Annotated in this window: 20 protein-coding genes; 9 read left to right on the top strand and 11 right to left on the bottom strand. The window is 58.9% G+C overall.

Going from position 1 to position 26,791, the window contains the following annotated elements:
* Positions 1–397: 397 nt before the first annotated feature.
* Positions 398–1,474 (bottom strand): S-methyl-5-thioribose-1-phosphate isomerase, encoded by a 1,077-nt coding sequence (gene mtnA, locus AC1DHT_RS23180; protein WP_427541432.1) that lies wholly within the window; start codon positions 1,472–1,474, stop codon positions 398–400.
* A gap of 108 nt (positions 1,475–1,582) precedes the next feature.
* On the opposite strand from mtnA, the gene AC1DHT_RS23185 reads away from it, so the two are divergent.
* The 5 genes from AC1DHT_RS23185 to AC1DHT_RS23205 all read left to right on the top strand — a co-directional run bounded on the left by AC1DHT_RS23185 (position 1,583) and on the right by AC1DHT_RS23205 (position 6,472).
* Positions 1,583–2,914 carry a TRZ/ATZ family hydrolase gene (locus tag AC1DHT_RS23185; RefSeq protein WP_427541435.1) on the top strand — a complete coding sequence of 444 codons (1,332 nt, stop codon included), beginning with the start codon at positions 1,583–1,585 and terminating at the stop codon, positions 2,912–2,914.
* 64 nt (positions 2,915–2,978) lie between these two features.
* Positions 2,979–3,677: a bifunctional 2-polyprenyl-6-hydroxyphenol methylase/3-demethylubiquinol 3-O-methyltransferase UbiG gene (gene ubiG / locus AC1DHT_RS23190; protein ID WP_019692990.1), complete on the top strand. Its 699-nt coding sequence runs from the start codon at positions 2,979–2,981 to the stop codon at positions 3,675–3,677.
* Positions 3,678–3,681: 4 nt separating this feature from the next.
* On the top strand, positions 3,682–4,353 hold the full coding sequence (gene mupP / locus AC1DHT_RS23195; RefSeq protein WP_427541438.1) for an N-acetylmuramic acid 6-phosphate phosphatase MupP: 672 nt from the start codon (positions 3,682–3,684) through the stop codon (positions 4,351–4,353).
* A gap of 82 nt (positions 4,354–4,435) precedes the next feature.
* Positions 4,436–5,176 (top strand): YciK family oxidoreductase, encoded by a 741-nt coding sequence (locus AC1DHT_RS23200; RefSeq protein ID WP_427532171.1) that lies wholly within the window; start codon positions 4,436–4,438, stop codon positions 5,174–5,176.
* Positions 5,177–5,545: 369 nt separating this feature from the next.
* Positions 5,546–6,472 (top strand): GGDEF domain-containing protein, encoded by a 927-nt coding sequence (locus tag AC1DHT_RS23205; RefSeq protein ID WP_427541441.1) that lies wholly within the window; start codon positions 5,546–5,548, stop codon positions 6,470–6,472.
* 141 nt (positions 6,473–6,613) lie between these two features.
* Here the strand turns inward: AC1DHT_RS23205 and AC1DHT_RS23210 are convergent, their stop codons facing one another.
* Entirely contained in the window at positions 6,614–7,375 is a 762-nt protein-coding gene (locus AC1DHT_RS23210) for an iron-containing redox enzyme family protein (protein ID WP_427532242.1), read from the bottom strand.
* Between the two features lie 78 nt (positions 7,376–7,453).
* Positions 7,454–9,913: an EAL domain-containing protein gene (locus tag AC1DHT_RS23215; RefSeq protein WP_427532175.1), complete on the bottom strand. Its 2,460-nt coding sequence runs from the start codon at positions 9,911–9,913 to the stop codon at positions 7,454–7,456.
* Positions 9,914–10,131: 218 nt separating this feature from the next.
* Here AC1DHT_RS23215 and AC1DHT_RS23220 point away from each other — a divergent pair, with 218 nt between their 5' ends.
* Positions 10,132–14,319 (top strand): hypothetical protein, encoded by a 4,188-nt coding sequence (locus tag AC1DHT_RS23220; protein WP_477761486.1) that lies wholly within the window; start codon positions 10,132–10,134, stop codon positions 14,317–14,319.
* Positions 14,320–14,332: 13 nt separating this feature from the next.
* Here AC1DHT_RS23220 and AC1DHT_RS23225 read toward each other — a convergent pair whose 3' ends face one another.
* The 5 genes from AC1DHT_RS23225 to AC1DHT_RS23245 all read right to left on the bottom strand — a co-directional run bounded on the left by AC1DHT_RS23225 (position 14,333) and on the right by AC1DHT_RS23245 (position 18,739).
* Entirely contained in the window at positions 14,333–16,150 is a 1,818-nt protein-coding gene (locus tag AC1DHT_RS23225) for an ABC transporter ATP-binding protein (protein ID WP_427541447.1), read from the bottom strand.
* The gene (locus AC1DHT_RS23230; RefSeq protein WP_185019908.1) at positions 16,143–16,745 is read right to left on the bottom strand and encodes a DsbA family protein; all 603 of its coding nucleotides are present in this window, start codon (positions 16,743–16,745) and stop codon (positions 16,143–16,145) included. The genes AC1DHT_RS23225 and AC1DHT_RS23230 overlap by 8 nt, the downstream gene beginning before the upstream one ends.
* 36 nt (positions 16,746–16,781) lie before the next feature.
* On the bottom strand, positions 16,782–17,723 hold the full coding sequence (trhO, locus tag AC1DHT_RS23235; RefSeq protein WP_427541450.1) for an oxygen-dependent tRNA uridine(34) hydroxylase TrhO: 942 nt from the start codon (positions 17,721–17,723) through the stop codon (positions 16,782–16,784).
* Positions 17,724–17,901: 178 nt separating this feature from the next.
* Positions 17,902–18,201 (bottom strand): BolA family protein, encoded by a 300-nt coding sequence (locus tag AC1DHT_RS23240; RefSeq protein ID WP_427541453.1) that lies wholly within the window; start codon positions 18,199–18,201, stop codon positions 17,902–17,904.
* Positions 18,202–18,214: 13 nt separating this feature from the next.
* Positions 18,215–18,739 (bottom strand): DUF2059 domain-containing protein, encoded by a 525-nt coding sequence (locus AC1DHT_RS23245; protein WP_054593477.1) that lies wholly within the window; start codon positions 18,737–18,739, stop codon positions 18,215–18,217.
* Between the two features lie 192 nt (positions 18,740–18,931).
* Between AC1DHT_RS23245 and AC1DHT_RS23250 the strand changes: the two genes are divergently transcribed.
* A complete protein-coding gene (locus AC1DHT_RS23250) occupies positions 18,932–20,326 on the top strand; it encodes a class II fumarate hydratase (RefSeq protein ID WP_427541456.1) in 1,395 nt (464 codons plus the stop codon).
* Between the two features lie 122 nt (positions 20,327–20,448).
* Here AC1DHT_RS23250 and AC1DHT_RS23255 read toward each other — a convergent pair whose 3' ends face one another.
* The 3 genes from AC1DHT_RS23255 to pap form a co-directional block, all read right to left on the bottom strand.
* Positions 20,449–21,411 (bottom strand): DMT family transporter, encoded by a 963-nt coding sequence (locus AC1DHT_RS23255; protein ID WP_477761487.1) that lies wholly within the window; start codon positions 21,409–21,411, stop codon positions 20,449–20,451.
* A gap of 125 nt (positions 21,412–21,536) precedes the next feature.
* A complete protein-coding gene (locus AC1DHT_RS23260) occupies positions 21,537–22,721 on the bottom strand; it encodes a thiolase family protein (RefSeq protein ID WP_427541462.1) in 1,185 nt (394 codons plus the stop codon).
* Positions 22,722–22,824: 103 nt separating this feature from the next.
* Entirely contained in the window at positions 22,825–24,348 is a 1,524-nt protein-coding gene (pap, locus tag AC1DHT_RS23265) for a polyphosphate:AMP phosphotransferase (protein WP_427541465.1), read from the bottom strand.
* 139 nt (positions 24,349–24,487) lie between these two features.
* Here pap and mnmC point away from each other — a divergent pair, with 139 nt between their 5' ends.
* Both mnmC and AC1DHT_RS23275 read left to right on the top strand, forming a co-directional pair.
* Positions 24,488–26,482, top strand: coding sequence for a bifunctional tRNA (5-methylaminomethyl-2-thiouridine)(34)-methyltransferase MnmC2/FAD-dependent 5-carboxymethylaminomethyl-2-thiouridine(34) oxidoreductase MnmC1 (gene mnmC, locus AC1DHT_RS23270; RefSeq protein WP_427541468.1), 1,995 nt, complete (start codon positions 24,488–24,490; stop codon positions 26,480–26,482).
* Between the two features lie 80 nt (positions 26,483–26,562).
* Positions 26,563–26,790, top strand: a complete 228-nt coding sequence (locus tag AC1DHT_RS23275; RefSeq protein ID WP_019693006.1) for a YheU family protein — start codon at positions 26,563–26,565, stop codon at positions 26,788–26,790.
* The last annotated feature ends 1 nt before the right edge of the window (position 26,791 follow it).

Here is a 26,791-nt window from a genome sequence, read left to right on the forward strand (position 1 = left end):
GAAACTTCGTCACATCCATATGGGACGAACGAAGCTCGTCGCTGCAGGCTGAGTGCCAGCACCGACTTACGACAAATCAACGAGTTATGCCATGGATCTGCGCAGTAAAGGCAGCCACATCGGGCTACCTTGGAAACCGCCGGATGTTATCACAAGAGCCGCCACGCACCTATCCCCCTGATGCGCATGGAGCATAGTTAGTTGACCGGTGACAGGCGTAAAGGCGACGAGAGAGGCTCTGAGGCAAATCACAGGTCCGTCTCAGGCTGATTTGTTGGCCTTGAGGGCCCCATCGCGAGCAGGCTCGCTCCCACAATTGACCGAGTTCTTCAGTTAGATAGGGCCAGTGTGGGAGCGGGCTTGCTCGCGAAAGCGATTTATCAGACGCCCGAGATCGTCAATGCAACCGCTTGCGGCACATGAGTTGTGCCATCTTCGCGGCGTCCGGGCGCTCGACGATGCCTTTTTCGGTGACGATGGCGTCAATCAGGTCAGCCGGCGTGACATCGAACACCGGGTTAAAGGCATCGACATCAGCCCCCACCCGCTTGCCGCCCACTTCCAGCAATTCGCTGCCATCACGCTCTTCGATCGGGATGTCGTCACCACTGGCCAGGTTCATGTCGATGGTCGAGCTCGGTGCCACCACCATGAAACGCACGCCGTGGTGCATGGCGCTGACCGCCAACTGGTACGTGCCGATCTTGTTCGCCACGTCACCGTTGGCAGTAATTCGGTCAGCACCGACGATCACCCAGGTCACACCCTTGGTTTTCATGATGTGTGCAGCGGCCGAGTCGGCGTTCAGGGTGACCGGAATGCCTTCGTTGGCCAGTTCCCAGGCAGTCAAGCGCGAGCCTTGTAGCCAAGGCCGGGTTTCGTCGGCGTAAACCCGCTCGATCATGCCCTCCAGGAACGCGCCACGAATCACCCCGAGCGCAGTGCCGAAGCCGCCAGTCGCCAACGCCCCCGTATTACAGTGAGTCAAGACAGCCTGGGCATTGCCCTGATGCTTGCGGATCAGGTCGACACCCAATTGCGCCATGGTCAGGTTGGCTTCGCGATCACTTTCATGGATTGCCAAGGCCTCTGCCTCAAGCACTTCCAATGGATTGGAGTGATCCTTGAGCCGCTCCAGGCGCTCGCGCATGCGACCCAGCGCCCAGAACAGGTTGACGGCGGTCGGCCGTGAATCCGCAAGCAGGGCAAAGTCTTCTTCCAGCGCCGCCTGCCAGTCGCCGCCCGCAGCAAACCGCGCGCGCGCCGCCAGCACCACGCCGTAGGCGGCGCTGATACCGATTGCCGGAGCACCACGCACCACCATCGAGCGAATAGCCTCAGCCACACCCGCTGCGCTGGTATAGGCAATCCAGGTTTCCTCGAATGGCAGAATGCGCTGATCCAGCAGGTACAGGGCGCCGTCCCGCCAATCGATGGCCTTCACCTTCTCCGCAGCCAACAGTCGATCGCGCATCCCTCACCCCGCACTCATGAACAAAAGCCGCCGATTATAGCGATCCCCCCGCGAAGACGCTCGGGTATACTTCGCCATCCTTTATAAAAGCACTGGACCGAACCCTCGATGCCGAATCCTGCCGCTGCGCTCGACTTACTCTTGCTGCCGACCTGGTTAGTACCTGTCGAACCCGCTGGCGTAGTCCTCAAGGAGCACGGCCTGGGCATCCGCGACGGGCGTATTGCCTTCATCGGCCCGCGCAGCGTAGCCTTGAAGCTCAAGGCCAGCGAGGTCCGCGAGCTGCCGGGCATGCTGCTCAGCCCGGGCCTGATCAACGCCCACGGACATGCGGCGATGACACTGTTCCGCGGCCTGGCCGATGATTTGCCGCTGATGACCTGGCTTGAGCAGCACATCTGGCCAGCCGAGGCCAAATGGGTCGACGAGGCCTTCGTCCGCGACGGCACCGACCTGGCCATTGCCGAGCAGATCAAAGGTGGCATCACCTGCTTCTCGGACATGTATTTTTTCCCGAAAGTTGCCAGCGAACGCGTGCACAACAGTGGTATTCGCGCGCAAATTGCCATCCCGATCCTTGATTTCCCGATTCCCGGCGCCAGCGATGCAGATGAAGCTATCCGTCAGGGCGTCGAACTGTTCGGCGACCTCAAGCATCATCCGCGCATCAAAATCACCTTCGGCCCTCATGCACCCTACACCGTCGGTGACGAAAACCTCGAAAAAATCCGGGTAATCGCCGAGGAGCTGGACGCAGCGATTCACATGCACGTCCACGAAACAGCCTTCGAAGTCCAGTATTCGGTCGAACAGCGTGGCGAGCGGCCATTGGCCCGCCTCGGTCGCCTGGGTCTGCTCGGACCGCGCTTCCAGGCCGTTCACATGACGCAAATCAGCGAAGAAGACCTCGCCTTACTGGTAGAAAGCAACACCAGCGTGATTCATTGCCCTGAATCGAACCTGAAACTGGCCAGCGGCTTTTGCCCGGTGGAGCGCTTGTGGCAGGCTGGAGTCAATGTGGCGGTCGGCACCGATGGCGCGGCCAGCAACAATGACCTCGACCTGCTGGGCGAAACCCGTACCGCCGCCCTGCTGGCCAAAGCCGTTGCCGGCTCTGCCTCGGCCCTGGACGCTCATCGCGCCTTGCGCATGGCGACCCTCAACGGGGCTCGTGCGCTGGGGCTGGAAGCCGAAGTGGGCTCGCTGGAAGTCGGCAAGGCCGCGGACATGGTGGCCTTCGATCTGTCTGGCCTGGCCCAGCAACCGGTTTATGACCCGGTTTCGCAGCTTATCTATGCCACCGGCCGGGACTGTGTGAAACACCTTTGGGTCGCCGGCAAGCAATTGCTCGACGATCGGCGCCTGACGCGTCTCGATGAACAACAGCTATGCGCCACGGCCAACGCCTGGGGCCGGCGCATCAGCGGACACACCGAATAGAACGCCCCCCTTGAGCCGAACCTCAAGGTTGACAGCAGAATTTTTTAGATTTAGAGGATTACCCATGAGCAACGTCGATCACGCTGAAATCGCCAAATTCGAAGCCCTGGCTCATCGCTGGTGGGACCGCGAAAGCGAGTTCAAACCGCTGCACGACATCAACCCGCTACGGGTCAACTGGATTGACGAGCGCGTCAAACTGGCCGGCAAGAAGGTCCTGGACGTCGGTTGCGGCGGCGGCATCCTCAGCGAATCCATGGCACAACGCGGCGCCACCGTGATGGGCATCGACATGGGTGAAGCGCCGCTGGCGGTCGCGCAACTGCATCAACTGGAATCCGGCGTCAGCGTCGAGTACCGGCAGATCACCGCCGAAGCCCTGGCAGAAGAAATGCCCGAGCAATTCGACGTGGTCACCTGCCTGGAAATGCTCGAGCACGTGCCCGATCCATCGTCGGTCATTCGTGCCTGTTTCCGTATGGTAAAACCGGGTGGCCAGGTGTTCTTCTCGACCATCAACCGCAATCCGAAGGCTTACCTGTTCGCTATCGTCGGCGCCGAATACATCATGAAGCTGCTGCCGCGCGGCACGCATGATTTCAAGAAATTCATCCGCCCTTCCGAACTCGGTGCCTGGAGTCGCCAGGCCGGCCTGAGCGTCAAGGACATCATCGGTCTGACGTACAACCCGCTGACCAAGCACTACAAGCTGGCCGCCGACGTTGACGTCAACTACATGATCCAGACGCTGCGCGAGGAATAAGCCGATGGCAATCAGAGCAGTTCTTTTTGACATGGACGGCACTCTGCTCGACACCGCGCCGGACTTCATTGCCATCTGCCAAAGCATGCTGGCAGACCGCGGGCTGGCGCCGATCCCGGACAAACACATCCGCGACGAGATCTCCGGCGGGGCGAAAGCCATGGTGGCGGTAACTTTCTCGATGGACCCGGAATCACCGGGTTTCGAGGCATTGCGACTGGAGTTCCTGGAGCGTTATCTCAAGGGGTGCGCGGTTCACAGCAAACTCTTCGATGGCATGGCAGAACTGCTGGCCGACATCGAAAGATCCAATCTGATCTGGGGTGTGGTGACCAACAAACCGCTGCGCTTCGCTGAGCCGATCATGCAACAACTGGGACTGGCCGAACGCTCGGCGCTGCTGATTTGTCCAGACCATGTGACCAACAGCAAGCCTGACCCGGAGCCATTGATCCTCGCCTGCAAAATGCTCGACCTGGACCCGGCCAGCGTGCTGTTTGTGGGCGATGACCTGCGCGATATCGAGTCGGGCCGCGATGCCGGCACCCGGACCGCCGCGGTGACCTTTGGCTACATTCACCCCGATGACAACCCACGAAACTGGGGCGCAGATGTGGTGGTGGACCACCCTTCGGAGTTGCGCAAGGTGCTCGATAACGCGCTGTGCAGTTGCTGAGCAGTGACGCGGAGCGTCACGGGCTGCATTCCCACGCGGACGGTTCGACGTGGGAACGATCTAACTCTTGTAGAGGTTTTCTATGTTTGATTATTCCGCCCGCCCTGAACTGCTCAAGGATCGGGTCATCCTGGTCACTGGCGCTGGTCGTGGCATCGGCGCTGCGGCGGCAAAAACCTATGCCGCTCACGGCGCTACCGTACTGCTGCTGGGCAAGACCGAGGCCAATCTGACTCAGGTGTACGACGAGATCGAAGCGGCCGGTTATCCACAGCCTGCAGTGATTCCGTTCAACCTGGAAACCGCCCTGCCGCACCAGTACGACGAACTGGCGGCCATGATCGAAACCGAATTCGGTCACCTTGATGGCTTGCTGCACAACGCCTCGATCATTGGCCCGCGCACGCCACTGGAGCAACTCTCCGGCGAAAACTTCATGCGCGTGATGCACGTCAACGTCAACGCCATGTTCATGCTGACCAGCACTCTGCTGCCACTGCTCAAGCTGTCTCAGGACGCCTCGGTGATCTTCACCTCCAGCAGCGTCGGCCGCAAAGGTCGTGCGTACTGGGGCGCTTATGGCGTGTCGAAGTTCGCCACCGAAGGCCTGATGCAAACCCTGGCCGATGAAGTCGACAGCGTCGCGCCGGTTCGCTCCAACAGCATCAACCCAGGCGCCACCCGCACCAGCATGCGCGCTCAAGCGTACCCGGGCGAAAACCCCGCCAACAACCCGACGCCCGAAGAGATCATGCCGGTTTACCTGTACCTGATGGGGCCGGACAGCACCGGCATCAACGGTCAGGCGTTCAACGCTCAGTAAGCCCTCGCTGCACCCCGCTGCCGCGACGGCATACTGTCGCGGCACGCGCCTCCCCCCCTTCAAGCGCCTGCTTGAAGTCAATCAAATGCCGTCAAATCCGCTACCAGAAACCGGTACGCAAGCCAACAAACTGATTTAAAACGAGTTTTTTTCATCTGAACCGAATGGCATGACTTTCGCTCTAACCCTGTTGAAACACGCAGCGTGTTAGCGATCGGGCAGCGCCATGTCGAGCTTACGTTTGCTCGACAAAGCGGACTAAAATCTAGCCACATGTCCTACGGGACTGATGGACCAGTATGACGCGCAGCCCAAAGCCGCTCTCACCCAGCCTGTAAGACAGCATTCCTGCTTAGGGGCTCACGCCATATGAAATCTCCAACCCAGACCAACGCAATCGACTTCGATAGCGCCAAAATGCAGCGACTGGGCTTTGGCCAGTTGCCGCCCCTCCTGGAGCGTCCTGCCAGCCTCGGTCAATTGCGCCAGCAACTGGGCCTGCAACTGCAAACCAGCCTTGAGCCGCAGCGCATTCTGGGATTGTTTTTCCGTGAAATTCAGCGCCTTGTGCCACTGGACGCCTTGAACTATCAGCACAAGACCAGCGATCTGCGTCTGGAGTTCGGTCAACGCGGACATCACTCGGTGAGCTATAGCCTGAGCCACGAAGGCACACACCTGGGCGATCTGGTGTTCCGTCGCAATCAGCGCTTCAGCGAAAAGGATCAGGGTAACCTCGAATCCCTGCTATCCACCTTGCTCTTCCCGATGCGCAACGCCCTGCTGTATCGAGCGGCCACTCAAAGTGCAATGCGCGACCCACTGACCGGCACCGGCAATCGCATTGCCATGGATCAGACCCTGCAACGGGAAATCGACATGGCCCGGCGACACATGCAGCCGCTGTCGCTGTTGATGCTCGATATCGATCACTTCAAACAGATCAATGACAACTACGGTCACAGCGCCGGCGATGATGTGTTGAAGGCTGTTGCAACCTCGATCAAAAACCAGTTGCGCAACGTAGACATGGTCTTTCGCTTCGGCGGAGAAGAGTTTCTGATTCTGCTGTCCAACACCAGCCGCGAAGCCGCTGCGATGATAGGCGAACGCCTGCGCCATGCCGCACAAGCCGGGGAGTATTCGGCGGATGGGACGCTGATCGGCTTAACGGTCAGCCTCGGATGCTCGACGCTGCTGCCGGGTGAGTCCGCAGACAGCTTGTTGCGACGCGCCGACAGTGCGCTGTATGTGGCCAAGCGCGAGGGGCGTAACCGGTTGGCGATGGCCGGATGAATAGCCGGCAACCACACAAACCAAATGTGGGAGCGAGCCTGCTCGCGATGCAGGCAACCCGGTTTAACAGAAAAACCGGGGTATCTTCATCGCGAGCAGGCTCGCTCCCACAATGGTTTTGTATTGCCTTGATTTAATGGATCAGCTTTCGACCAGCGCCATCCGCTCCCGGGCTACCGGAACCCTTTCCGAGTGTTCCAGTTGCATGCAGCGTTCCAGGAACAGGTACATATAGTCGTAGCTCTTGCAGATCGCCTGACGCAGTTCAGCTTGCAGGGATCTGGTGGGGTTCAGGCCCGCCAGCGTGCAGATGATTTCCAGGGCTTCCCACGGATGGGCATCATCGTATTGAGCGTGCATTTTCAGCCACTTCATTGCGCGTTTGCGGTCGTCCTCAGGGAACGCTGCCGCATAGACTCCACTGGAACACACCAGCGCCGACCACTCCCCGGTCGCCCCTTCAATGGCATAGTTGGTTGCCGCAATGGCAACAATCAGCGAATCCGACGAGCTGGTATGCCAGCACCAATGACTCAACGCATGAAGCTCGGGTGCAACCTGCTGTGCCTGCAAATCATCAAGGCTGACGCCATGTGCACGACTCCAGTGCACCCAATAATCGGCATGATTAAGCTCAACCCGAATGTTGCGCATCAGCCAGCGACGCGCCATGTCCTCGCCGGGATGGCGGGCAAAGCGGGTCTTCGTCAGGTTTTGCGCCATGTACAACGCGAACTGTTCAACGACCGGCCAGCCACCAATCAGGTACTGACGCATGGTCCTTGCACTGAGTTTGTTGTCACGCATCCGCTGATACAGTTCATGTTCTACAACCCGACGCTTGCTCTCGCTGCAATCCCGGATCAGTTGCTGAGCCCAGGCGGGGTAACTTGCGGCTTCCATAAGCGGGCCGGATCTGTTGAATGTATCGATCACTGTCGCACTCCTTTTGATTGTGATGGTACGGATCAGCAAGAGACTTCAACGGAACGTGCCGGGCGCCTTGAATAACACAGGCTGCGGCCTGGTGGGCCGACAATGCAGGCTGTCGCAGGTAAACATTTGCGGGCGTTCGATAACATACCCCTGAGCATAATCCACCCCGATCTCCAGCAATGCCTGCTCGATCTGGGGGGTTTCAACAAACTCGGCAATGGTGCGCTTACCCATGACATGACCGATGTGATTGATCACTTCGACCATTGCACGGTTAATCGGGTCGTCCAGCATATCCTTTACGAAACTCCCGTCGATCTTCAAGAAGTCTACAGGTAAATGTTTCAGATACGCGAATGAGGACATACCGGCGCAAAAGTCATCCAGCGAAAAATGGCATCCTAACCCTTTGAGTTCATTAATAAATCTGATTGCGCTGCCCAAATTGGAAATCGCGCTGGTTTCAGTGATTTCAAAACAAATCATTTCAGGCGGAATGGCATAGTCAATGAACTTCTCACGCAGGAAGTGCAGAAAAGCCTCATCACCGATGGTAATGCCTGACAGATTGATCGCACACATGGCCAAAGGCCCTTTACGCTCTTGCGCGATGCCCTGTGCAATGATCCTGAAAACATTCTCGACTACCCAACGATCCAGGGACGTCATGAGCCCATAACGCTCGGCAGCAGGAATGAAGCTGTCCGGCAGAATCATCCGCCCGGCTTCGTCATGCAGACGCAACAGGATTTCGATATGCCCACCGCCCCGCTCTGTGTGCCCCAGCGCAGCGATTTCCTGTGAGTACAGGCAAAAGCGGTTCTCTTCGAGCGCCATGTGCAGGCGCTGGACCCAGGCCATCTCGCCAAAACGCAGGGACAACTCGGAGTCGTCGGCATGATAGACCTGCACCCGATTGCGGCCCTTCTCCTTCGCCATGTAGCAAGCCATGTCGGCAGCACGCAATGAAGCTTCAAGGGTGGCCGGCGCTTGAATAATGTGCACCAGACCGATGCTGACGGTGGTCACGAATGGCCGGCCTTTCCAGACAAAGTGCAGGTTTTGTACCGTCTGGCGCAGGCCCTCGGCGATTTTTTCCGAGGCTTGCGGCGAGCAGTTTTCCAACAGAATGCCGAACTCGTCACCGCCCAATCGGGCCAGGGTGTCACCTTCGCGCAAACCTGACTGCAACAGCGCACAGATATGCCGCAGCAACTCATCACCCGCCGCATGCCCGCAGGTGTCGTTGACCAGTTTGAATTGGTCCAGATCGAGGAACATCAAGGCGTGCCGGGCCGGCTGACGCGTCAGATTGTGCAACGCCTGCTCCAGGCGATATTCGAATTCGCGGCGGTTGGCCAGCCCGGTTAGCGCGTCGTGAGTGGCCTGCCAGGAAAGATTGGCGATGTACTGCCGCTCCTGGGTCATGTCATGCAGTACCAGCACCGTGCCACTGACTTTACCGGCATTGCTGATCGGTGAACCCACCAGCGTGACTGAAACCGTGCTGCCATCCAGCCTCTGAATGAGTTTGGAATGTTCACTGCCACCACTGAGCTGACCGCTGAGAATATGCTCGATCAGTGTGAAACCATCCGCCTGGGCATTGTCATCCAGCAGATTGAACAAGGCAGCCAGCGGCAAACCGACTGCCTGCTCGGCTTTCCAGTGGGTCAACTCCTCCGCTGCCGGGTTCATGTAAGCAATGGCGCCTTCAACGTCGGTGGTGATCACACCATCGCCAATGGACTGTAAGGTGATTTGCGCGCGTTCCTTTTCCAGCTGCAAGGCATTGGCAAACGCATGGCGCTGAGCCAGTAGCTTATGGGTGCGCAAGAGTGCCAGGGCAATCAACCCCAACGCCGTGGCCAGGTTGGTGAAGAGCAACAACCGCAGAATCAGCCGCGAGCCCTCGCCCAGCGCGTCACTGAACGCTTTGGCGGCGGGAGTCACCGCTTCGTTGATGGAAAATATCCGGGCTTTCCAGCGCTGAATGTCAGCGTCGGTCGCCTGATTACCGGCGATGCGCTGATGCATTTCAAGGGCGACGTTGTCGAGCTGCATCAGGTAGGCATCACCCACGGTCCAGCGATCGATAGCGGTTTCCAGGTAACTGAAATGCCGGAAATTCAGGTACAGCCAGATCAGGCTTGAAACGTCATCGGGATGGTTGCCGCCCTTGAGGATGCCCCGTCGGGCGGCCTCGAGATCAGGCGGTTGATGTTCCAGCGCAACCCGCAGTTCATGCCCGCCCTGGGGAACCGAAATAGCCTTCTGGTACTTGAGGAAAATCGACTCGTCGCGACTGTCAGCGTAGAGATTGAGGTAATAGATGGCGTCTTTCTGGCCCTTGGACCACAGGCTTTCCCCAGCAACGTAGCCGCGAACCGCCGACAAAACGTACAGGCTGACGCCGCCCAACAGGGCCTGAAATAACACGACGGCGATAAATGGCCAGACGATGCCCAACAACCGTGGCGTTCCGAGGGTCCGCTTTTGCTTCATGAGATTCCTTGCACTGCACTGCCTGGTTGTCGTCCGGGCCAGATCGCTACAGCTAGACTAGGGTGCGTTCCCGGTTCCGGCAAGCAGAGGATCGGCCTCAATGCCGCCCACGTACGCCCCATATATGTATATACCGCCGATACCGGTTTCGAGATCTGTTTACTGGGCACTTCGGGCTCCCCCTATCCATTGCGGGACCCCTTTCAAAGGAGTGCAACATGACAGAGACGTCTTTACCTTCACCTGAACAATGCCCCCCGTCACCGGCGGACGAAGAGTTTCGCGCCAGACAGGCTCTGGGATTCAACGACGGCCCGGATATCGAAGACTTGGGCCTGCGCCCCACTGCCCAGGATCGAAGAAGGTTCAAGGCTATTCAACGCGCGGTCCCCAACCTCGCGCAACACATGACCATCGTCACTTACACGGCAAAACGCATCAATGTTCAAATCATCGACATCGTGAAGGCTTTCCTGAACGGCAAGCATTCCTTAATCAGTCATCTCGGCGCCTCTGTACTGGCTTCTGCCTCCATGGATCAACTGCGTGCGACGCCATCTGTATTCCTCCAGCGAATGTTGAACACGGTCGAAGCGCAAGACCTGGGCGACAGGCTGCTAAAGGCACTCAAGTGGTATGGCGCACGCCCTGGCGAACAGACTTCGGCGTCCGTACGCCATCAACTGGTTTGCAAAGCCATATGCCTTTACTTGCACGCTCCGTCAGCCGATGAGAAGGAACTCGCCGGATTCCGTTGGAATGATCGAGCTCACTGGGGCAAAAGCTACCAGACCCTGCGCAGCGATTTTGAACAGCACTTGCTGAGCACCAAACGGGTCACTGATGCAAAAGAGGCGGCCTTGCTCGCGCGGGTGTTCGAGACCCGTCTTTCAAAGGACTTCGCTGTGCGCGATATCCCGTCCGATCTTCCTTACAAAAGTTCGGTGGTGTGGGTGAACTTCATGCACGGCGTGCTGCTGGCAGATGAACTCGGCCTTGATCGATTGCAAGCGCTGTCCTTTCAACAACTCGTCGACTTGCCCCTGGCCCGGAGCGTCGACGCCTCGCCCGAACAACTTGAGCAGATTACTCGACTGAGGATGGTGCCAGCACTGGAATGGGCGGTCTGCTGCGGCATCGTTCAATCGCGAACAACATCCGATTACGACGAAGACGATATGAAGCGGGCGATGGCGGCACTGGAAAGCCACAGCGAGAGCCTGAACAACGCCATTATGACACTGGATTTGCCGCTTCCTGAAAGACTGAAGATGGCCAAACGGGTAAAGGATGATCTGTTTGGCGAGGCAATGTTCGAATCGGACGGGCTCAAGTTGCTGCGCGATGATCCACCGAGCGGCGGCCCCAAAGACACGCCCTCGTTGAAGCTGCCAGGCTATGCATTCCTGGATGTCTATGCCGACGGCCAATTCGATGACAATAGAAAATGGTTTGTTACCCGGTCCGACGGGAAAACACGAACCAGTCACTGGATCAAGATCGACGACAAGCGAACCCTGCGTCATGAGGAACTCTTTCGCAAGGATCATGAGGGGATCGAAAGGCGTGTGATTACCAGATACGGAGGCAAGACGTTGCCTGATATCAACACGCAGTTTGAAACAGACTTCACAAACTACCTCTCGAAAATCAGGACGGCCTATCAGCCCCTGATCACCAGCCTGCTGACCTCACTGCCACTGGCCGACCGCCAGGCCCTTGAACAGGGTGACATCCGCTTGCTGAGCCTGCACCTGGACGAAAAACTCATCAAGGTAAGGGGAGACATCCGGCCAAGAAAAGGTTTCGTTCTACAGGTGACCCACAATCATGAAATTACCTATTACGAACTGATCCCGAGTGCTGGCGTCATTCGTCGTCGACCCCACCTGAGAGTTTCAACAGTCAACGGGGTTCGCACCACGTTTCCATTGCACGCCTCGATCCCCGGACAAACCTATACTGCTGAAATCAGCACTACGCTGCTTCTCGATTGGGCCGCTCACTTAAATGGCACACAGCCTGCTGACAAAGCGTACTGCGTGGCGATCCTCGGCGTGGTAGGCGACGTGCCCACAGCTTCGCCAATCGCAGCCGTTAGCGATAGCGAAGTAACAGCGCTGGCATCCTCCCGTTTGAATGCAGTGGCCCACTATATTGCAACGAATTTCCTGTTCGTCGACGAACAACTGTTGCGTACCCAGGCTCGCGGCGTGACGGCATTCGACACCATCAGGACCAGAAGCGAACAAAGGATCAGTACGACCCTGGAAATAGCCAAAGGGCTTGTGCCCTTCTGGGGCAGTATCGAGGACATTTTGTCGGGCAAAATTGAGCGGATACTCATAGGCGCAGCCGGACTCGTGCTGGACCTGGCTTCATTCCTCACCCCTGTCGGGAAATTCATGTCAGGTTCGGTGCGTCTGATCAGGGCGGGCGCCAAAGCCTCGCAAATGACCGTCAAAGCAAGTCTGCCTTCCTTTTCAACCTTGACCCGAAAACTCCTGACTGCTTCGCTGAGCAACCTCAATCCGCTGGATGGGGTCCCGACACTACTCAAGACACTGGGAAGCGGTGCGTGGAAAGGACTGCATACGGCGGGACGCATCGGTGTCAGCGGGTTCAAGAAACTGACAGGACACGCCGACAGCTACCGACTGGTGCACAACCTGCCCCAGACAACCGATCCGGGGCGCTGGAAGCCGCTGGCAAACAGTGATCGACTGGCAACGGTCAATGGCGTCGATGATGTACTCGTGCGCAATACCAGCCCATCGGACCTGACCCGATTCCACCCCGTCGACCCGGTAACGTCCTTGCCCTATGGCCCCCGCCTGCACAATCACAGCAACAACCTCATACAGGGCCGGTCAACCTTCAAAACGTTCTCTCCTACCCAATCCCACGCCCTGGTAGAACTCCCGAAAGACGCCCATGTCCGTGAAGTACTTGAGGTCGATGGTCGAACCACACTGTTCGTTGATGACATTCCCTATCGTCTGGACGGCAACCAACTGCGCCGTGCCGACTTGATTGATGATCAGGCGATGTTCAGATCCTTGCCTTGCCGGGTACGTCGCGCCCCTGGTCCCGAGCTGTGTCAAACAAGCTACGTCACTCGCGACCCGGCTCCGACCCCTGCTATCGCTACTTTCGATGAGACCAAAGGCTGGGCCCCCTGGTTCGGAGACGCCATTTACATCCCCGCAACAGGCAGGGCACCGATGCAAGTGTCCTCAATAGCTGCCAATTCATCCCTCAAGGCCGTACTGGAGTTTCAGAAAGGGATGTATGGGCGGGTCATGGTCAGCGTTCCCGTATCCGGGCAAAAACTCGTCGATAAATTTCGCGTGGGCGCAACTATCGTAGAGTCAATCGACGGCTCAAAACATTACGTGTTCACGCGGTTGAGCGCGGGAGACTTTTACGTTACCTCGCGCGCAAAGGGCCAAAGCGTTAAAGACCTCCTGACCTTCAGAAAAGCCGACACCCTTCCTGACGAACTGAGGAAAGAGTTAATGGTGGTTTACACCGGCTCACTGAACTCCAACAACATGGTAAGAATCCATGGCCAGGAAGCGGTGGAGCGCGCATTGAGAGCCATGGATGAAATTGCCATTTCGATCGGTAGCCATGCCAGTCCGCCCGATACGCTCAAATGGCTCAAGGTCGATACCAGTCCAGCAGAAGCGGCCCTGTTCGATCACTCCACAAGAATGATCATCAGGAACTCCACCGATGGCGCCGCGACCTGGTCCTTGTCCAAGGCTACGCCGGACAGCGTGCGGGATACGACTGCGGAGGTTTTCAACACACTGTTTCAGAAAACCGTCATAACCCTGGAGTCGTCGGTTCAGGGCGGACCCAAGGCATTAAAAATCGATGACACAATGCGGCAACTACAAGAACTTATCAGCAAAAAAACCGGTCGGCCTTTGCACAACCCCAGGAACATCGCGTTCGTCGAAATCAAGACCAAGGCAGGGGTGCGTGAAGTGTATGTCAGCGTATCCGGTAGCAAGCGTGACACCGGCTTTTTGCCGTTGTTTGCCAAAAACAGAAATACGGATGAGGTAAAAGTCGGCAGTACGAGTTACTTCAATATAGATAACGGAACGCGCTTCCCGGAGACGGCACTTAGCGTAACTCCCCAAGGCAAGCTACAGGCGATCCCCCACACCATCGACAATATTGAGACATACACGCCTGCGCTCACATCTCGCCCCACCTCGCTGGACACCGAAAGCAAGCTCATCAGCGTCATACGAACCAAATACCCTGACCCTAAAGATCTTGATTCCATCACGATAGCCACCACTATGGCGCCTTGCGACTCATGCGCCGTCGTCATGAAGCAATTTGGATATGACGGTAACCCTGATGCACTGCAAGTGACCTGGAAATGACTTCGCGACTTTATTAGTGCTGCTGCAAATGCCCATACAGCTTGGCGTACAAACCACCATCAGCAATCAGTTGCTGATGGTCGCCATCCTCGGCAATTTGCCCGCCATCGAACACCAGCACCCGGTCGGCCTGCTTCACCGCAGACAAGCGGTGCGCAATGATCAGCGTGGTGCGGTGGCTCAGAAACCGCGCCAGTGCCTGGTGCAGGTTGTATTCGGTGGCGGCATCCAGCGCGGAGGTGGCCTCGTCGAGAATTACCACTTTCGGTTCGGCCAGCACCATTCGTGCAATCGCCAGGCGTTGGCGCTGGCCGCCGGACAAGCGCACACCCGAGCGACCGACGATGCTGTCCAGGCCGTTGGGTAGCTCCCGAACGGTCTGCTGCAACTGCGCGATTTCCAGTGCTTGCCAGCAGGCTTCGTCGCTGCGCTCGCGGCCCATGGTCAGGTTGGCGCGGATGGTGTCGTTGAACAGCGCCGGGTGTTGCAGAACCACGGCGACATTTTCGCGAACCGTTTCCAGACCGATTTCCTGCTGGGTCGAACCGCCAAAGCGGATCGTCCCGGCGAGTGGCGTGTACAGGCCCAGCAGCAACTGCACCAAGGTACTTTTTCCGCCACCGCTGGCGCCGACAATCGCGACTTTTTCACCGGGAGCGATGGACAGGTTCATCTGGTTCAACACCAACTCGTCGCCATAACCGAAACTCAATCCCTGGACTTCGATGCCGACGGTTTCGCGACCGCTGAACGGGTCGACGCCGCCCGGGTATTCCGGCTCATCGGCCCTTGCCAGCAGCTCGTTGATCCGCGATAGCGCACCGCCCGCGGCGTAGTAGGCGTATTGCAGATTCAACAGCTGTTCCACCGGACCGATCATGAACCACAGGTAACTGAACACCGCGAGCATCTGGCCGATGGACAGATCGGAGAACAACACAGTGAGCATGGCGGCGGCGCGGAAAATATCGATGCCGAACTGGAACAGCAAACCGCTGGCACGGTTCGAGGCATCGGTTTTCCACTGCGAAGTCACCGCGTAATCGCGTACCTCGCGCGCGCGCTGGCCGAGGCGCCCGAGGAAAAAGCCCTGACGGTTGCCGGCGCGCACCTCCTGAATGGAATCGAGGGTTTCGGTCAACGCCTGAGTGAACCGCGAGGTGCTGTCGTTCTCGAGTTTCTTCAGGTGTTTGACCCGCTTGCCCAACTGCACGGTGGCGTAGATCACCAGCGGGTTGAACAACAGGATCAGCAGCGCCAGCTTCCAGTGCATCCACACCAGAATCCCCGCCGTGCCGACCAGTGTGAGCATCGCCACCAGAAAGCGGCTAAGGGTTTCACCGACGAATTTATCGAGCGTGTCCAGGTCGGTGACCAGGTGCGTGGTCACCGTGCCACTGCCCAGGCTTTCGTACTCGCCAAGAGAAATACGCTTGAGCCGCTCGATCAGCCGCACGCGAATACGATAAACGATGTCCTTGGCCAGCCCCGCAAACAGACGCGCCTGCAAGACGTTGAACATCAATGCGCCGCAACGCAGGGTCAAGGTCACCAGCAACATCAAGCCGATGTAACCGGCAGCACGTTGCCAGCCGGAAGGCAGCACGTGGTTCATGACGTTCAGTGCGGCGTCGCCATGCCCCAGCAACACTTCGTCCACCAGCAATGGCAGCAGTAAAGGGATTGGCACACTGCACAGGGTCGCCAATACGGCGACGCCGTTGGCGATCCACAAGGATTTTTTATGTTGAAGTGCCAGTCGACGGATTTCCGCCCAACTCAGCCGATCGACCCGCTTGGGTTGTGGTGCATCATCGGCTTGCTCATACACAGGCTGCGCGCTCCAGCCAACGGCCGAGCAACGGAGCCAGTTCGCTGAGCGGTTGATAACCATTGGTCAACAGTGCCAGTTGACCATTGCGCTCGGCGAGCAAGGTCGGGAAACCGGCGATGCCCAGATCCTGAACCCAGGTGAAGTCTGCCGCCGTCGCCGCATGCTGATCAGCACGGTCGAACGCTGCCGCGAACTCGATACGGGGCAAGCCGGCTTGTTCAGCCAACTCCACCAACACGCTGGCGCGGGTGACATCCCGACCCTCGGCATAAAAAGCCTGCTGGATGAGCTTGAGCAGTTTCCAGGCGCAATCCGGTGCCAGACTGCGCGCCGTCACCAGCGCGCGACAGGCCGGTTCAGTGTCGTAGACAAAACCGTCGGGCAGCGCGCCTTCGAACTTGAACGGCTGGCCGGTGGCTTCGGCGACTGCCTGCCAGTGTTCGAGAATGTAGCGCCGCGTGGTGGGTTCCAGTGCCGCACCACTGCCGGTGCGCAAACCGCCAACGACCAAATGCACGTCAACGCCCGCAGCCTGCGCCTGCTCGACCAGCGCCTCGGCTACCGGAGCGAAGCCCCAGCACCAGGAACACATCGGATCCATTACGTAGAGTAGGCGCGCGGACATGGTTCAGGCCTCGGTGTTGGATTGCTTGTAGTTGTAACCAATCGGGTGCGGCTGATTACGGGCCTTGGCCAGTTCGATCTGTTTCTGCCGGTCAATCGCACTGCGACGGGTCTTCTCACTCAGCTTATCCCAGCAATGCGGGCAGCTGATGCCGGCGACGTAGTGCTCGGATGCGCGGTCTTCCACACTCACTGGCGTACGACAGGCATGACATTGATCGTAGTCGCCTTCGCTCAGGTCGTGGCGAACGGTGACACGGTTATCGAACACAAAGCAGTCGCCCTGCCATTTGGTTTCTTCCTGCGGCACCTCTTCGAGGTACTTGAGGATTCCGCCCTTGAGGTGGAAGACTTCATCGAAGCCCTGGCCGAGCATGTAGCTCGAAGCCTTTTCACAGCGAATGCCGCCAGTGCAGAACATCGCGACTTTCTTGTGCTTGGCCGGGTCGAAGTTGGCTTTGATGTAGTCGGGGAATTCGCGAAAACTGGTGGTCTTCGGATCGATCGCGCCTTCGAAGGTGCCGATCGACACTTCGTAGTCGTTGCGGGTATCGATCAGCAGCACTTCAGGGTCGCTGATCAACGCGTTCCAGTCCTGCGGATCAACGTAGGTGCCGACCTTCTTGTTCGGGTCAACGCCTTCAACACCCAGGGTGACGATCTCTTTCTTGAGCTTGACCTTGGTGCGGTAGAACGGCTGCTCGTCGCAGTACGACTCTTTGTGGTCGATGTCGTCCATGCGCGGGTCGTTCTTGAGCCAGGCCATCAGCCCGTCGATGCCTTCGCGGCTTCCGGAAACCGTGCCGTTGATGCCTTCTTCGGCAATCAGCAAGGTGCCTTTGATGCCGTTGTCGACCATCGCCTGCAACAGTGGCTCGCGCAGGGCGACGTAATCTTCAAGGGTGACGAACTTATACAGTGCCGCCACGACAATCTGTTGTGTCATGGGTGATTCTCCAGGTGGCTACCCGCGTAAGGGGTGAACCGGATGCGAAAAAAAACGCGCCGGCTAAGCGGCGCGTTGCGGATTCTAACAAAAACACTGTGGTTTTAGGACTGTGGTGTTTCACCTGTGGCGAGGGAGCTTGCTCCCTCGCCACAACAGCCCCTCACAACCATCAGAATCAGTGCTTGCTACCGCCAGCACAGGTCGGCGAGGCAGGTGCCGCGCCGGTCTTTGCCCATTCCTCAGGCGTATAGGTATGCAGCGCCAACGCATGGAACTCGCCCATCAGGTCACCCAATGTGGCGTAGACCTTCTGGTGACGCTTGACGCTGTTGAGCCCGGCAAATTGCTCGCTGACCACCACGGCCTTGAAGTGGGTTTGCAGCCCGCGGCTGTGCATATGACTTTCGTCCAGCACCTCCAGATGTGCAGGTTGCAACGCGTTCAGTGCCGATTCAATACGATGCTGCATGGTCATTGCGGGGCTCCGCTCAAGGCTTTTTCTTGGCTGGAGCAGCGGCGTCTTTCGGCGTCAGCTCGGCAGTCATGTCAGCCAGCAACTTGTTGACCACAGGCACCGCGCTTTCCAGCTTGGCTTGAGTCATCTGGGCGGATTGCTGAGTCAGCTGAGGCATTTTTTCCAGGACTTTCTTGCCCAGTGGCGACTGGTAGAACGCAACCAGGTCCTTGAGCTCGGATTCGCTGAAGTTGGTGGTGTAGAGCTTGACCATGTCCGGCTTCAGTTTGTTCCAGCCAATGGCTTGGTCCAGAGCGGCGTTGGCCTTGGCCTGGTAGGTTTCCAGCAAGGCTTTTTTCGATTCCGGCGCTTTGGTTTGTTCAAAGCGCTGGGCGAACATTTGCTGCACTTGCATGTACACCGGTGTGCCCAGTTTGTCAGCATGCGCCAGGGTCAGGAAAGCTTCGGCACTGGCGTTGTGGCTGGCGGTATCGGCGAAAACCTGGCCGCTGGCACAGACCAGAGCAACCGCGGTACAGATGGCACGAAGACGAGTCATCGAGTTTCCTTTTCTAGCAGGCGAGGTAAAACCCCAAGGGGGGCCATTCTGCGCCTAAAAAACTCATGCGCTCAACCCCTCCCCCTTGCCAGGCCTGATTTTCAGGACCGAACGGTTAAAAAAACGACTGATGGAACCCCAAGCGTCATTCACGACCTAAACTTCGCTATCAGACCTACAGGAATGTAACCGATGAGCCGTATAGAAACCGACAGCCTTGGCCCAGTGGAAGTCCCGGATGAAGCCTACTGGGGCGCTCAGACGCAGCGCTCGCTGATTAACTTTGCCATCGGCAATGAACGCATGCCGCTGGCCGTACTGCACGCCTTGGCCCTGATCAAAAAAGCCGCGGCACGGGTCAATAGTCGCAACGGCGATCTGCCGGCCGACATTGCCCGGCTGATCGAACAGGCTGCCGACGAAGTGCTCGACGGCCAGCATGACGACCAGTTTCCGCTGGTGGTCTGGCAGACCGGCAGTGGCACCCAAAGCAACATGAACGTCAACGAAGTGATCGCCGGCCGTGCCAACGAACTGGCCGGCAATCCCCGTGGCGGCAAGGCTCCGGTGCACCCCAACGACCACGTCAATCGCTCGCAAAGCTCCAACGACAGCTTCCCCACCGCCATGCATATCGCCACGGTGCAAGCCGTGCAACAGCATCTGTTGCCGGCCATCGCTGAACTCTCCGCCGGCCTGGCCGAGCAGGCCGCACGGCACATGAAACTGGTGAAGACCGGTCGCACGCACATGATGGATGCCACGCCGATCACCTTCGGCCAGGAGCTTTCGGCGTTCATCGCCCAGCTCGATTACGCCGAACGTGCGATCCGCAGCGCCTTGCCGGCCGTCTGCGAGCTGGCTCAGGGCGGTACTGCGGTGGGGACCGGCCTCAACTCGCCCCATGGCTTTGGCGAAGCGATTGCCTCAGAGCTGGCCGCCCTCTCCGGCCTACCGTTTATCACCGCGCCGAACAAGTTTGCCGCACTGGCCGGACACGAACCGTTGACCACTTTGTCCGGCGCGCTGAAAACCCTCGCCGTGACCCTGATGAAAATCGCCAACGACTTGCGCTTGCTGGGCTCCGGGCCACGGGCAGGTTTCGCCGAGGTCAAGCTGCCCGCCAACGAGCCCGGCAGTTCGATCATGCCCGGCAAGGTCAATCCGACTCAGTGCGAAGCGCTGTCGATGCTCGCCTGCCAGGTGCTGGGCAACGACGTGGCGATTGGCTTCGCCGCCAGCCAGGGTCACCTGCAACTGAACGTGTTCAAGCCGGTGATCATTCACAACCTGCTGCAATCGATCCGCTTGCTCGCCGATGGCTGCAGTAATTTTCAGCAGCATTGCATTGCAGGCCTTGAACCGGATGCCGAGCAGATGGCGGCTCACCTGGAACGCGGCTTGATGCTGGTGACGGCGCTGAACCCGCACATCGGCTACGACAAATCCGCCGAGATTGCCAAGAAAGCCTATGCCGAAGGGCTGACCCTGCGTGAGGCGGCGTTGCAGCTGGGTTATCTGACGGATGAGCAGTTTGATGCCTGGGTGCGGCCGGAGAATATGCTGGAGGCTGGGAAGCAGGGGTGAATCTGAACGTTATTTAGCGCCTGGCAGTCAGTCATCGCGAGCAGGCTCGCTCCCACAGTGGTTTTGCATACATCACAAATCCAATGTGGGAGCGAGCCTGCTCGCGATGAACGATAATGCGGTTATCGAGTGACCGCAGCCCGTATCCGCCGGGCCTTGAGCCCGGCGATCAGCGACGGCCCCAACGCGACCAGCGCCGACCCCAGCACCACCAGCACTGCACCGCCATACGCCAGACTGTTGATCTGTTCGGCCTGTACATACTCGGGCCACAACCAGGCGGCCAGCGCCACGGCCCCGAAGGTCACCAACGGTGTGATGGCAAGCGTCGCACTGACCCTCGACGCCTCCCAATGCGCCAGCGCTTCGGCAAAAGCGCCGTAAGCGATCAGCGTGTTCAGGCAGCATGCGAGCAGCAACCAGCCTTGCAGCGGGCTCAGTTGCAAAGCTTCCAATGGATGCACCCATGGCGTCAGCAACAAGGCGCAAAACAGGTAGATCACCATCATCACCTGCAACGAATTCCACGCCGTCAGCAATTGTTTCTGGCCCAGCGCATAGAAGGTCCAGACGGTCGACGCCGCCAGTACCAGCAACACGCCTGCGGTGTAATCACTCAACGATGTCAACAACTCGCTCAGCCGCTGATTGAAAAACAGCCCGAACCCCAACAACAGCACCAGCAGGCCAATCCCCTGCCCCACGCTGAAACGCTCCTTGAACACAAACAGGCTGGCGATCAGCAACAGGATCGGCCCCATCTGCACGACTGATTGCGCGGTCCCCGGACTCAACAGGTTCAGGCCCATCAGGTACAACACGTAATTGCCCACCAGTCCGAGTACCGCCATCAGCACCAGCCAGCCACCTTTAGGCCCGAGCACCTGTCGGCTCGGCAGACGCTTGGTCGCCGCCAGATAAAGGAACAGAAAGCTGCCGGACACGATCAGCCGAAACCAGGTCACCGTGACCGGGTCCATCACCAGCAACACCTGCTTGAGTTTGATCGGCAGGATTCCCCACAAAAACGCGGTCAGCAAGGCGAGGAACAGACCATAAACCCAGCGACCGGACGAAATGTGCATGGAAACCCCAAAAGGCTGACGGCGAGAAAAGCCATTCTAGGCTGCCGGCGAGGCATCACACAGGAACAGTTGGCGAAAGGCCGTAAATGAGACTGTATCGGTCGCACCGAAACAGTCCTTCGGACTTACCGCACCGCTTCAAACAGCCCCGTAGCGCCCATCCCGCCGCCCACGCACATGGTCACGATGCCGTAACGCAGGTTACGCCGTTGCAGCTCACGCACCAGATGGCCGACCTGACGCGAACCGGTCATGCCGAACGGGTGGCCGATGGAGATCGAGCCGCCGTTGACGTTGTATTTTTCGTTATCGATTTCCAGGCGATTGCGGCTGTACAGGCACTGCGAAGCAAAGGCTTCGTTGAGTTCCCACAGGTCGATATCCGCGACCTGCAAGCCCTTGGCCTTGAGCAGCTTTGGCACCGAGAACACCGGGCCGATGCCCATTTCGTCCGGCGCGCAACCGGCAACGGTGAAACCACGGAAGAAGGCCTTCGGCTTGAGACCGAGCTGCAGTGCTTTTTCCAGGCTCATCACCAGGGTCATCGAAGCACCATCAGACAGTTGCGAGGAATTGCCGGCCGTGACCGAACCGTCTTCGGCAAACACCGGCTTCAATCCCGCCAGGCTTTCGTAAGTGGTGTCCGGTCGGTTGCAGTCATCGCGATCGACAATGCCTTCCAGGATTTGCACCTGGCCGGTGTTTTTGTCCTCGACCCGGTACTTCACCGCCATCGGTACGATTTCATCGCTGAACAATCCGGCAGCCTGCGCCTGAGCGGTACGCAGCTGGCTTTGCAGCGCGTAGCGGTCCTGTTCTTCGCGGCTGACGTTATAGCGACGAGCGACGATTTCTGCGGTCTGGCCCATCGGGAAGTAGATGCCCGGCACCTGCTCCTTGAGCAACGGGTTGATCAGGTTGTCGGTGTTGACGCTTTTCATCGTCAGGCTGATCGACTCGACGCCACCCGCTACGATGATCTCGCTGCAACCCGAAGCAATCTGATTGGCCGCGATCGCAATCGCCTGCGACCCCGAGGAGCAGAAGCGGTTGAGGGTCATGCCACCGGTGCCGATGCCCAGATGCGAAAGCACCGCCACGTTGCGACCGATATTGAAACCCTGGGCGCCTTCGTTGGAGCCGGCGCCAACGATGCAATCCTCGACACTGGCCGGGTCGATGTCATTGCGTTTCAGCAGCGCGTTGACACAATGGGCCGCCATGTCGTCCGGACGCGTCTGGTTGAACTTGCCGCGAAAGGATTTGGCCAGGCCGGTTCGCACGCTATCGACGATCACTACTTCACGCATGGCATACCTCATTGTTGTTGTCGTTCAGGAAGTGGATCGAGCATAAATCCGGCTCCCGGCCGACCGCGACAATCATTCACCCCGCGTATGCGAACCCATTGGGCTACTTCTTGTCCTTCTTCAGTTTCTTCTCGCGCTTGTCGGATTTCTCGAAGGCGTCTTCCAGCGCACGGTTGAGGGTGCGCAGCACTTTGACCCGAGCCCAGCGTTTATCGTTGGCTTCCACCAGGGTCCAGGGTGAAACCTCGGTGCTGGTGCGGTCGACCATATCGCCGACAGCCGTCCGGTAGTCGTCCCACTTCTCGCGGTTGCGCCAGTCGTCCTCGGTGATCTTGAAGCGTTTGAAGGGAATGGCTTCGCGCTCCTGGAAACGTTCCAGTTGGGTCTGTTTGTCGATGGCCAGCCAGAACTTCACGACGATCACCCCAGAGGCGCTGATCTGCTCTTCGAAGTCGTTGATTTCGCTATAGGCGCGAAGCCAGTCGGCCTGGCTGCAAAAGCCCTCTACGCGCTCCACCAGCACCCGGCCATACCAGGAACGGTCGAAGACAGTGAATTTTCCCCGTGCCGGGATCTGTCGCCAGAAGCGCCACAAATACGGCTGGGCGCGTTCGTCCTCCGTCGGCGCGGCAATCGGCACGATGCTGTACTGACGCGGGTCGAGTGCGGCGGCCACGCGACGAATCGCCCCCCCCTTGCCCGCTGCGTCGTTACCCTCGAATACCGCGATCAGTGCGTGGCGGCGCATGCGCTTGTCACGCATCAGGCCGGACAACCGTGCCTGCTCGGTAATCAGTTGCTCCTCGTAATCGTCCTTCTCCAGCCGCTGGCTCATGTCCAGACTACCGAGCAAACTCAAGTGATCGACACTGGCCGACAGCGGCGCAGCGCTGACTTTGTCCGGGTTGATCCTGGGCCGCTTGAGGGCATTTTGCAGACCGTCGAGCAGGATCTTGCCCACGGTCAGGCTGCGGTAATGGGCATCCACACCTTCGATCACATGCCAGGGTGCATAGTCGCGGCTGGTGCGGCGAATCACCCGCTCACCATACTGCACGAACTTGTCGTAGGTTTTCGATTGCTGCCAGTCCAGCGGGCTGATGCGCCAGCTGTGCAACGGGTCGTCCTGCAAGGACTTGAGGCGCGCCTTCATTTGTTGCTTGGACAGGTGAAACCAGAATTTGAAGATCACTGCGCCTTCATCGCAGAGCATTTTCTCCAGGCGCTCGGTCTGGTTGATCGCTTGATCGAGCACCGCATCCTTGAACAGACCATGGACACGGCCTTGCAGCATCTGGCTGTACCAGTTGCCGAAAAACACCCCCATCCGCCCTTTGGCCGGGAGCATCCGCCAATAGCGCCAGGCCGGTGGTCGCGCCAGCTCTTCATCGGTTTGCTGATCGAAGGTGCGCACCTCGATCAATCGCGGGTCCATCCACTCATTGAGCAACTTGACCGTCTCGCCCTTACCTGCGCCTTCAATCCCGTTGATCAACACGATGACCGGAAATCGTGCCTGCTGCTGGAGGTCGAACTGAGCTTCAAGCAAGGCCTCACGCAACGCCGGCACTTCAGCATCGTAGGTTTCTTTATCAATCACATGACCGATTTCAGCAGATTCGAACATGAGCGACTCCCTTCCAAGATTGTCCAAGACTAGCGGATTGACCGAGTGTTTGTCTGGACCATCCCATCCGCTTTGCCATGGATCAATCGCTTGTGTCGCGATCGGCTAGAATGGCCACCTAGCCTCGCTTGAGCCGACCATGAACCCTGAAACACTGCCGAACCCCGTACCGCATGCCCAGCTCGACTGGGACGACCAAGGTCGCCCGCGCTCGCGGGTGTTTGACGACGTGTATTTCTCCGACCAGTCGGGCCTTGATGAAACCCGTTATGTGTTCATCGAGCAAAACCGCCTGAGCGAACGTTTTGCCGAACTGCCAGCCGGCGAACGGTTGGTGATTGGCGAGACCGGTTTCGGCACCGGGCTGAATTTTCTCTGCGCCTGGCAGTTGTTCGAGCAACAGGCTGTGGCTGGTGCACGGCTGCATTTCATCAGCGTCGAGAAGTACCCGCTGAGCCCGGCGGATATGCAACGGGCCCTGACACTCTGGCCCGACCTCAAACCGTTTGCCGATCAGTTGTTGGCGCAGTACGTCGCCATCCACCAGGGCTTTCAGCGGCTGGTTCTGGACAATGGCCGCGTAACCCTGACGCTGTTGATCGGTGATGTGCTAGACCAACTGCCACAACTGGACGCGCAGATCGACGCGTGGTTTCTCGACGGTTTCGCTCCAGCGAAAAACCCCGACATGTGGACCGCCGAACTGTTTGCCGAACTGGCGCGTCTGTCGGCGCCCGGTTCGACCATCAGCACCTTCACCAGCACCGGCTGGGTGCGCCGTCTACTGAATGCGGCGGGTTTCAAAATGCGCCGCACGCCGGGCATCGGTCACAAATGGGAAATCCTGCGGGGTGAGTTCGTCGGCTGGCCACAGGAAACTCCGGCCCCGGCAACCGCCAAACCCTGGTTTGCTCGCCCGAATCAGCTGAGCGGCGAACGTCGTGCGCTGGTGATCGGCGCCGGACTGGCCGGTTGCGCCAGCGCCGCCAGCCTCGCCGCACGCGGTTGGCAGGTCAGCCTGCTGGAACGGCATGCCGACCTGGCGCAAGAAGCCTCGGGTAACCCACAAGGCGTGCTGTACCTGAAACTCTCGGCCCACGGCACCGCACTTTCGCAATTGATCGTCAGCGGTTTCGGGCACACCCGGCGCTTGCTTGAACACTTGCAGCGCGGCGTCGATTGGGACGATTGCGGCGTGCTGCAACTGGCATTCAATGCCAAGGAAGCCGAGCGTCAGGCGCAACTGGCGGCGGCCTTCCCCGCCGATCTGTTGCACCTGCTGGACCAGCCGCACGCGCAGGCCCAGGCCGGAATCGAACTGGCCCATGGCGGGCTGTTCTATCCAGAAGGTGGTTGGGTTCATCCGCCAGCCCTGTGCCAGTGGCAAGCATCGCCCCCCAATGTCCAACTGCTGACGCACCGCGATGTGCTGGAACTGCGCAAGGTCGATGATCAGTGGCAAGCCTGGGACGGCGAGACCCTGCTCGCCAGCGCGCCGGTGGTGGTACTGGCCGGCGCGGCGGAAATCAAACGCTTCGCACACAGTGCCGAGCTTCCGCTCAAACGCATTCGCGGGCAAATCACCCGCTTGGCGCAAACCGCTGAGAGCCGGTGTCTGGCGACGGTGGTTTGCGCTGAAGGTTACGTCGCACCCGCACGCTTGGGTGAACACACCCTGGGCGCCAGCTTCGATTTCAAGAGCGACGACCTGACCCCGACTACCGCCGAACACCTCGGCAACCTGGAACTGCTCGAGGAGGTTTCCAGCGATCTGGTCACTCGTCTGCACGCCAGACAGTTGGACCCGGAACAACTGCAAGGTCGCGCCGCGTTCCGTTGCACCAGCCCCGACTACCTGCCAATCGTCGGCCCATTGGCTGACAGCCAGGCGTTCGCCCAAGCCTATGCCGCGCTGAGCAAGGATGCCCGACAAGTGCCAGACATCGTTTGCCCATGGCTCGACGGGTTGTACGTCAACAGCGGGCACGGTTCACGCGGATTGATCACCGCGCCGCTGTCGGGCGAATTGCTGGCGGCGTGGCTGGACAACGAACCGTTGCCCCTGCCGCGAAGCGTCGCCGAGGCCTGCCACCCCAACCGGTTTGCCTTGCGCAAGCTGATTCGCGGCAGCTGAATCGACAGCGGGTTGCAGCTCCTGCTGGCCGTTAAGGTTCATCCGCCGTAGGATCGCCGAATTGATGACCCGAGGTGCCTATGCTGATTCCCCACGACCAACTTGAAGTCGACACCCTGACCCGCCTGATCGAAGACTTCGTCACCCGTGACGGTACCGACAATGGCGACGAAACCCCGCTGGAAACCCGTGTGTTGCGGGTGCGCCATGCGTTGAGCAAAGGTCAGGCGCTGATAGTGTTCGATCCTGAAAGCCAACAATGCCAACTGATGCTCAAGCACGACGTGCCCAAGCACCTGTTTGACTGAG

The sequence above is a fragment of the Pseudomonas sp. 05N432 genome, from assembly GCF_056396945.1.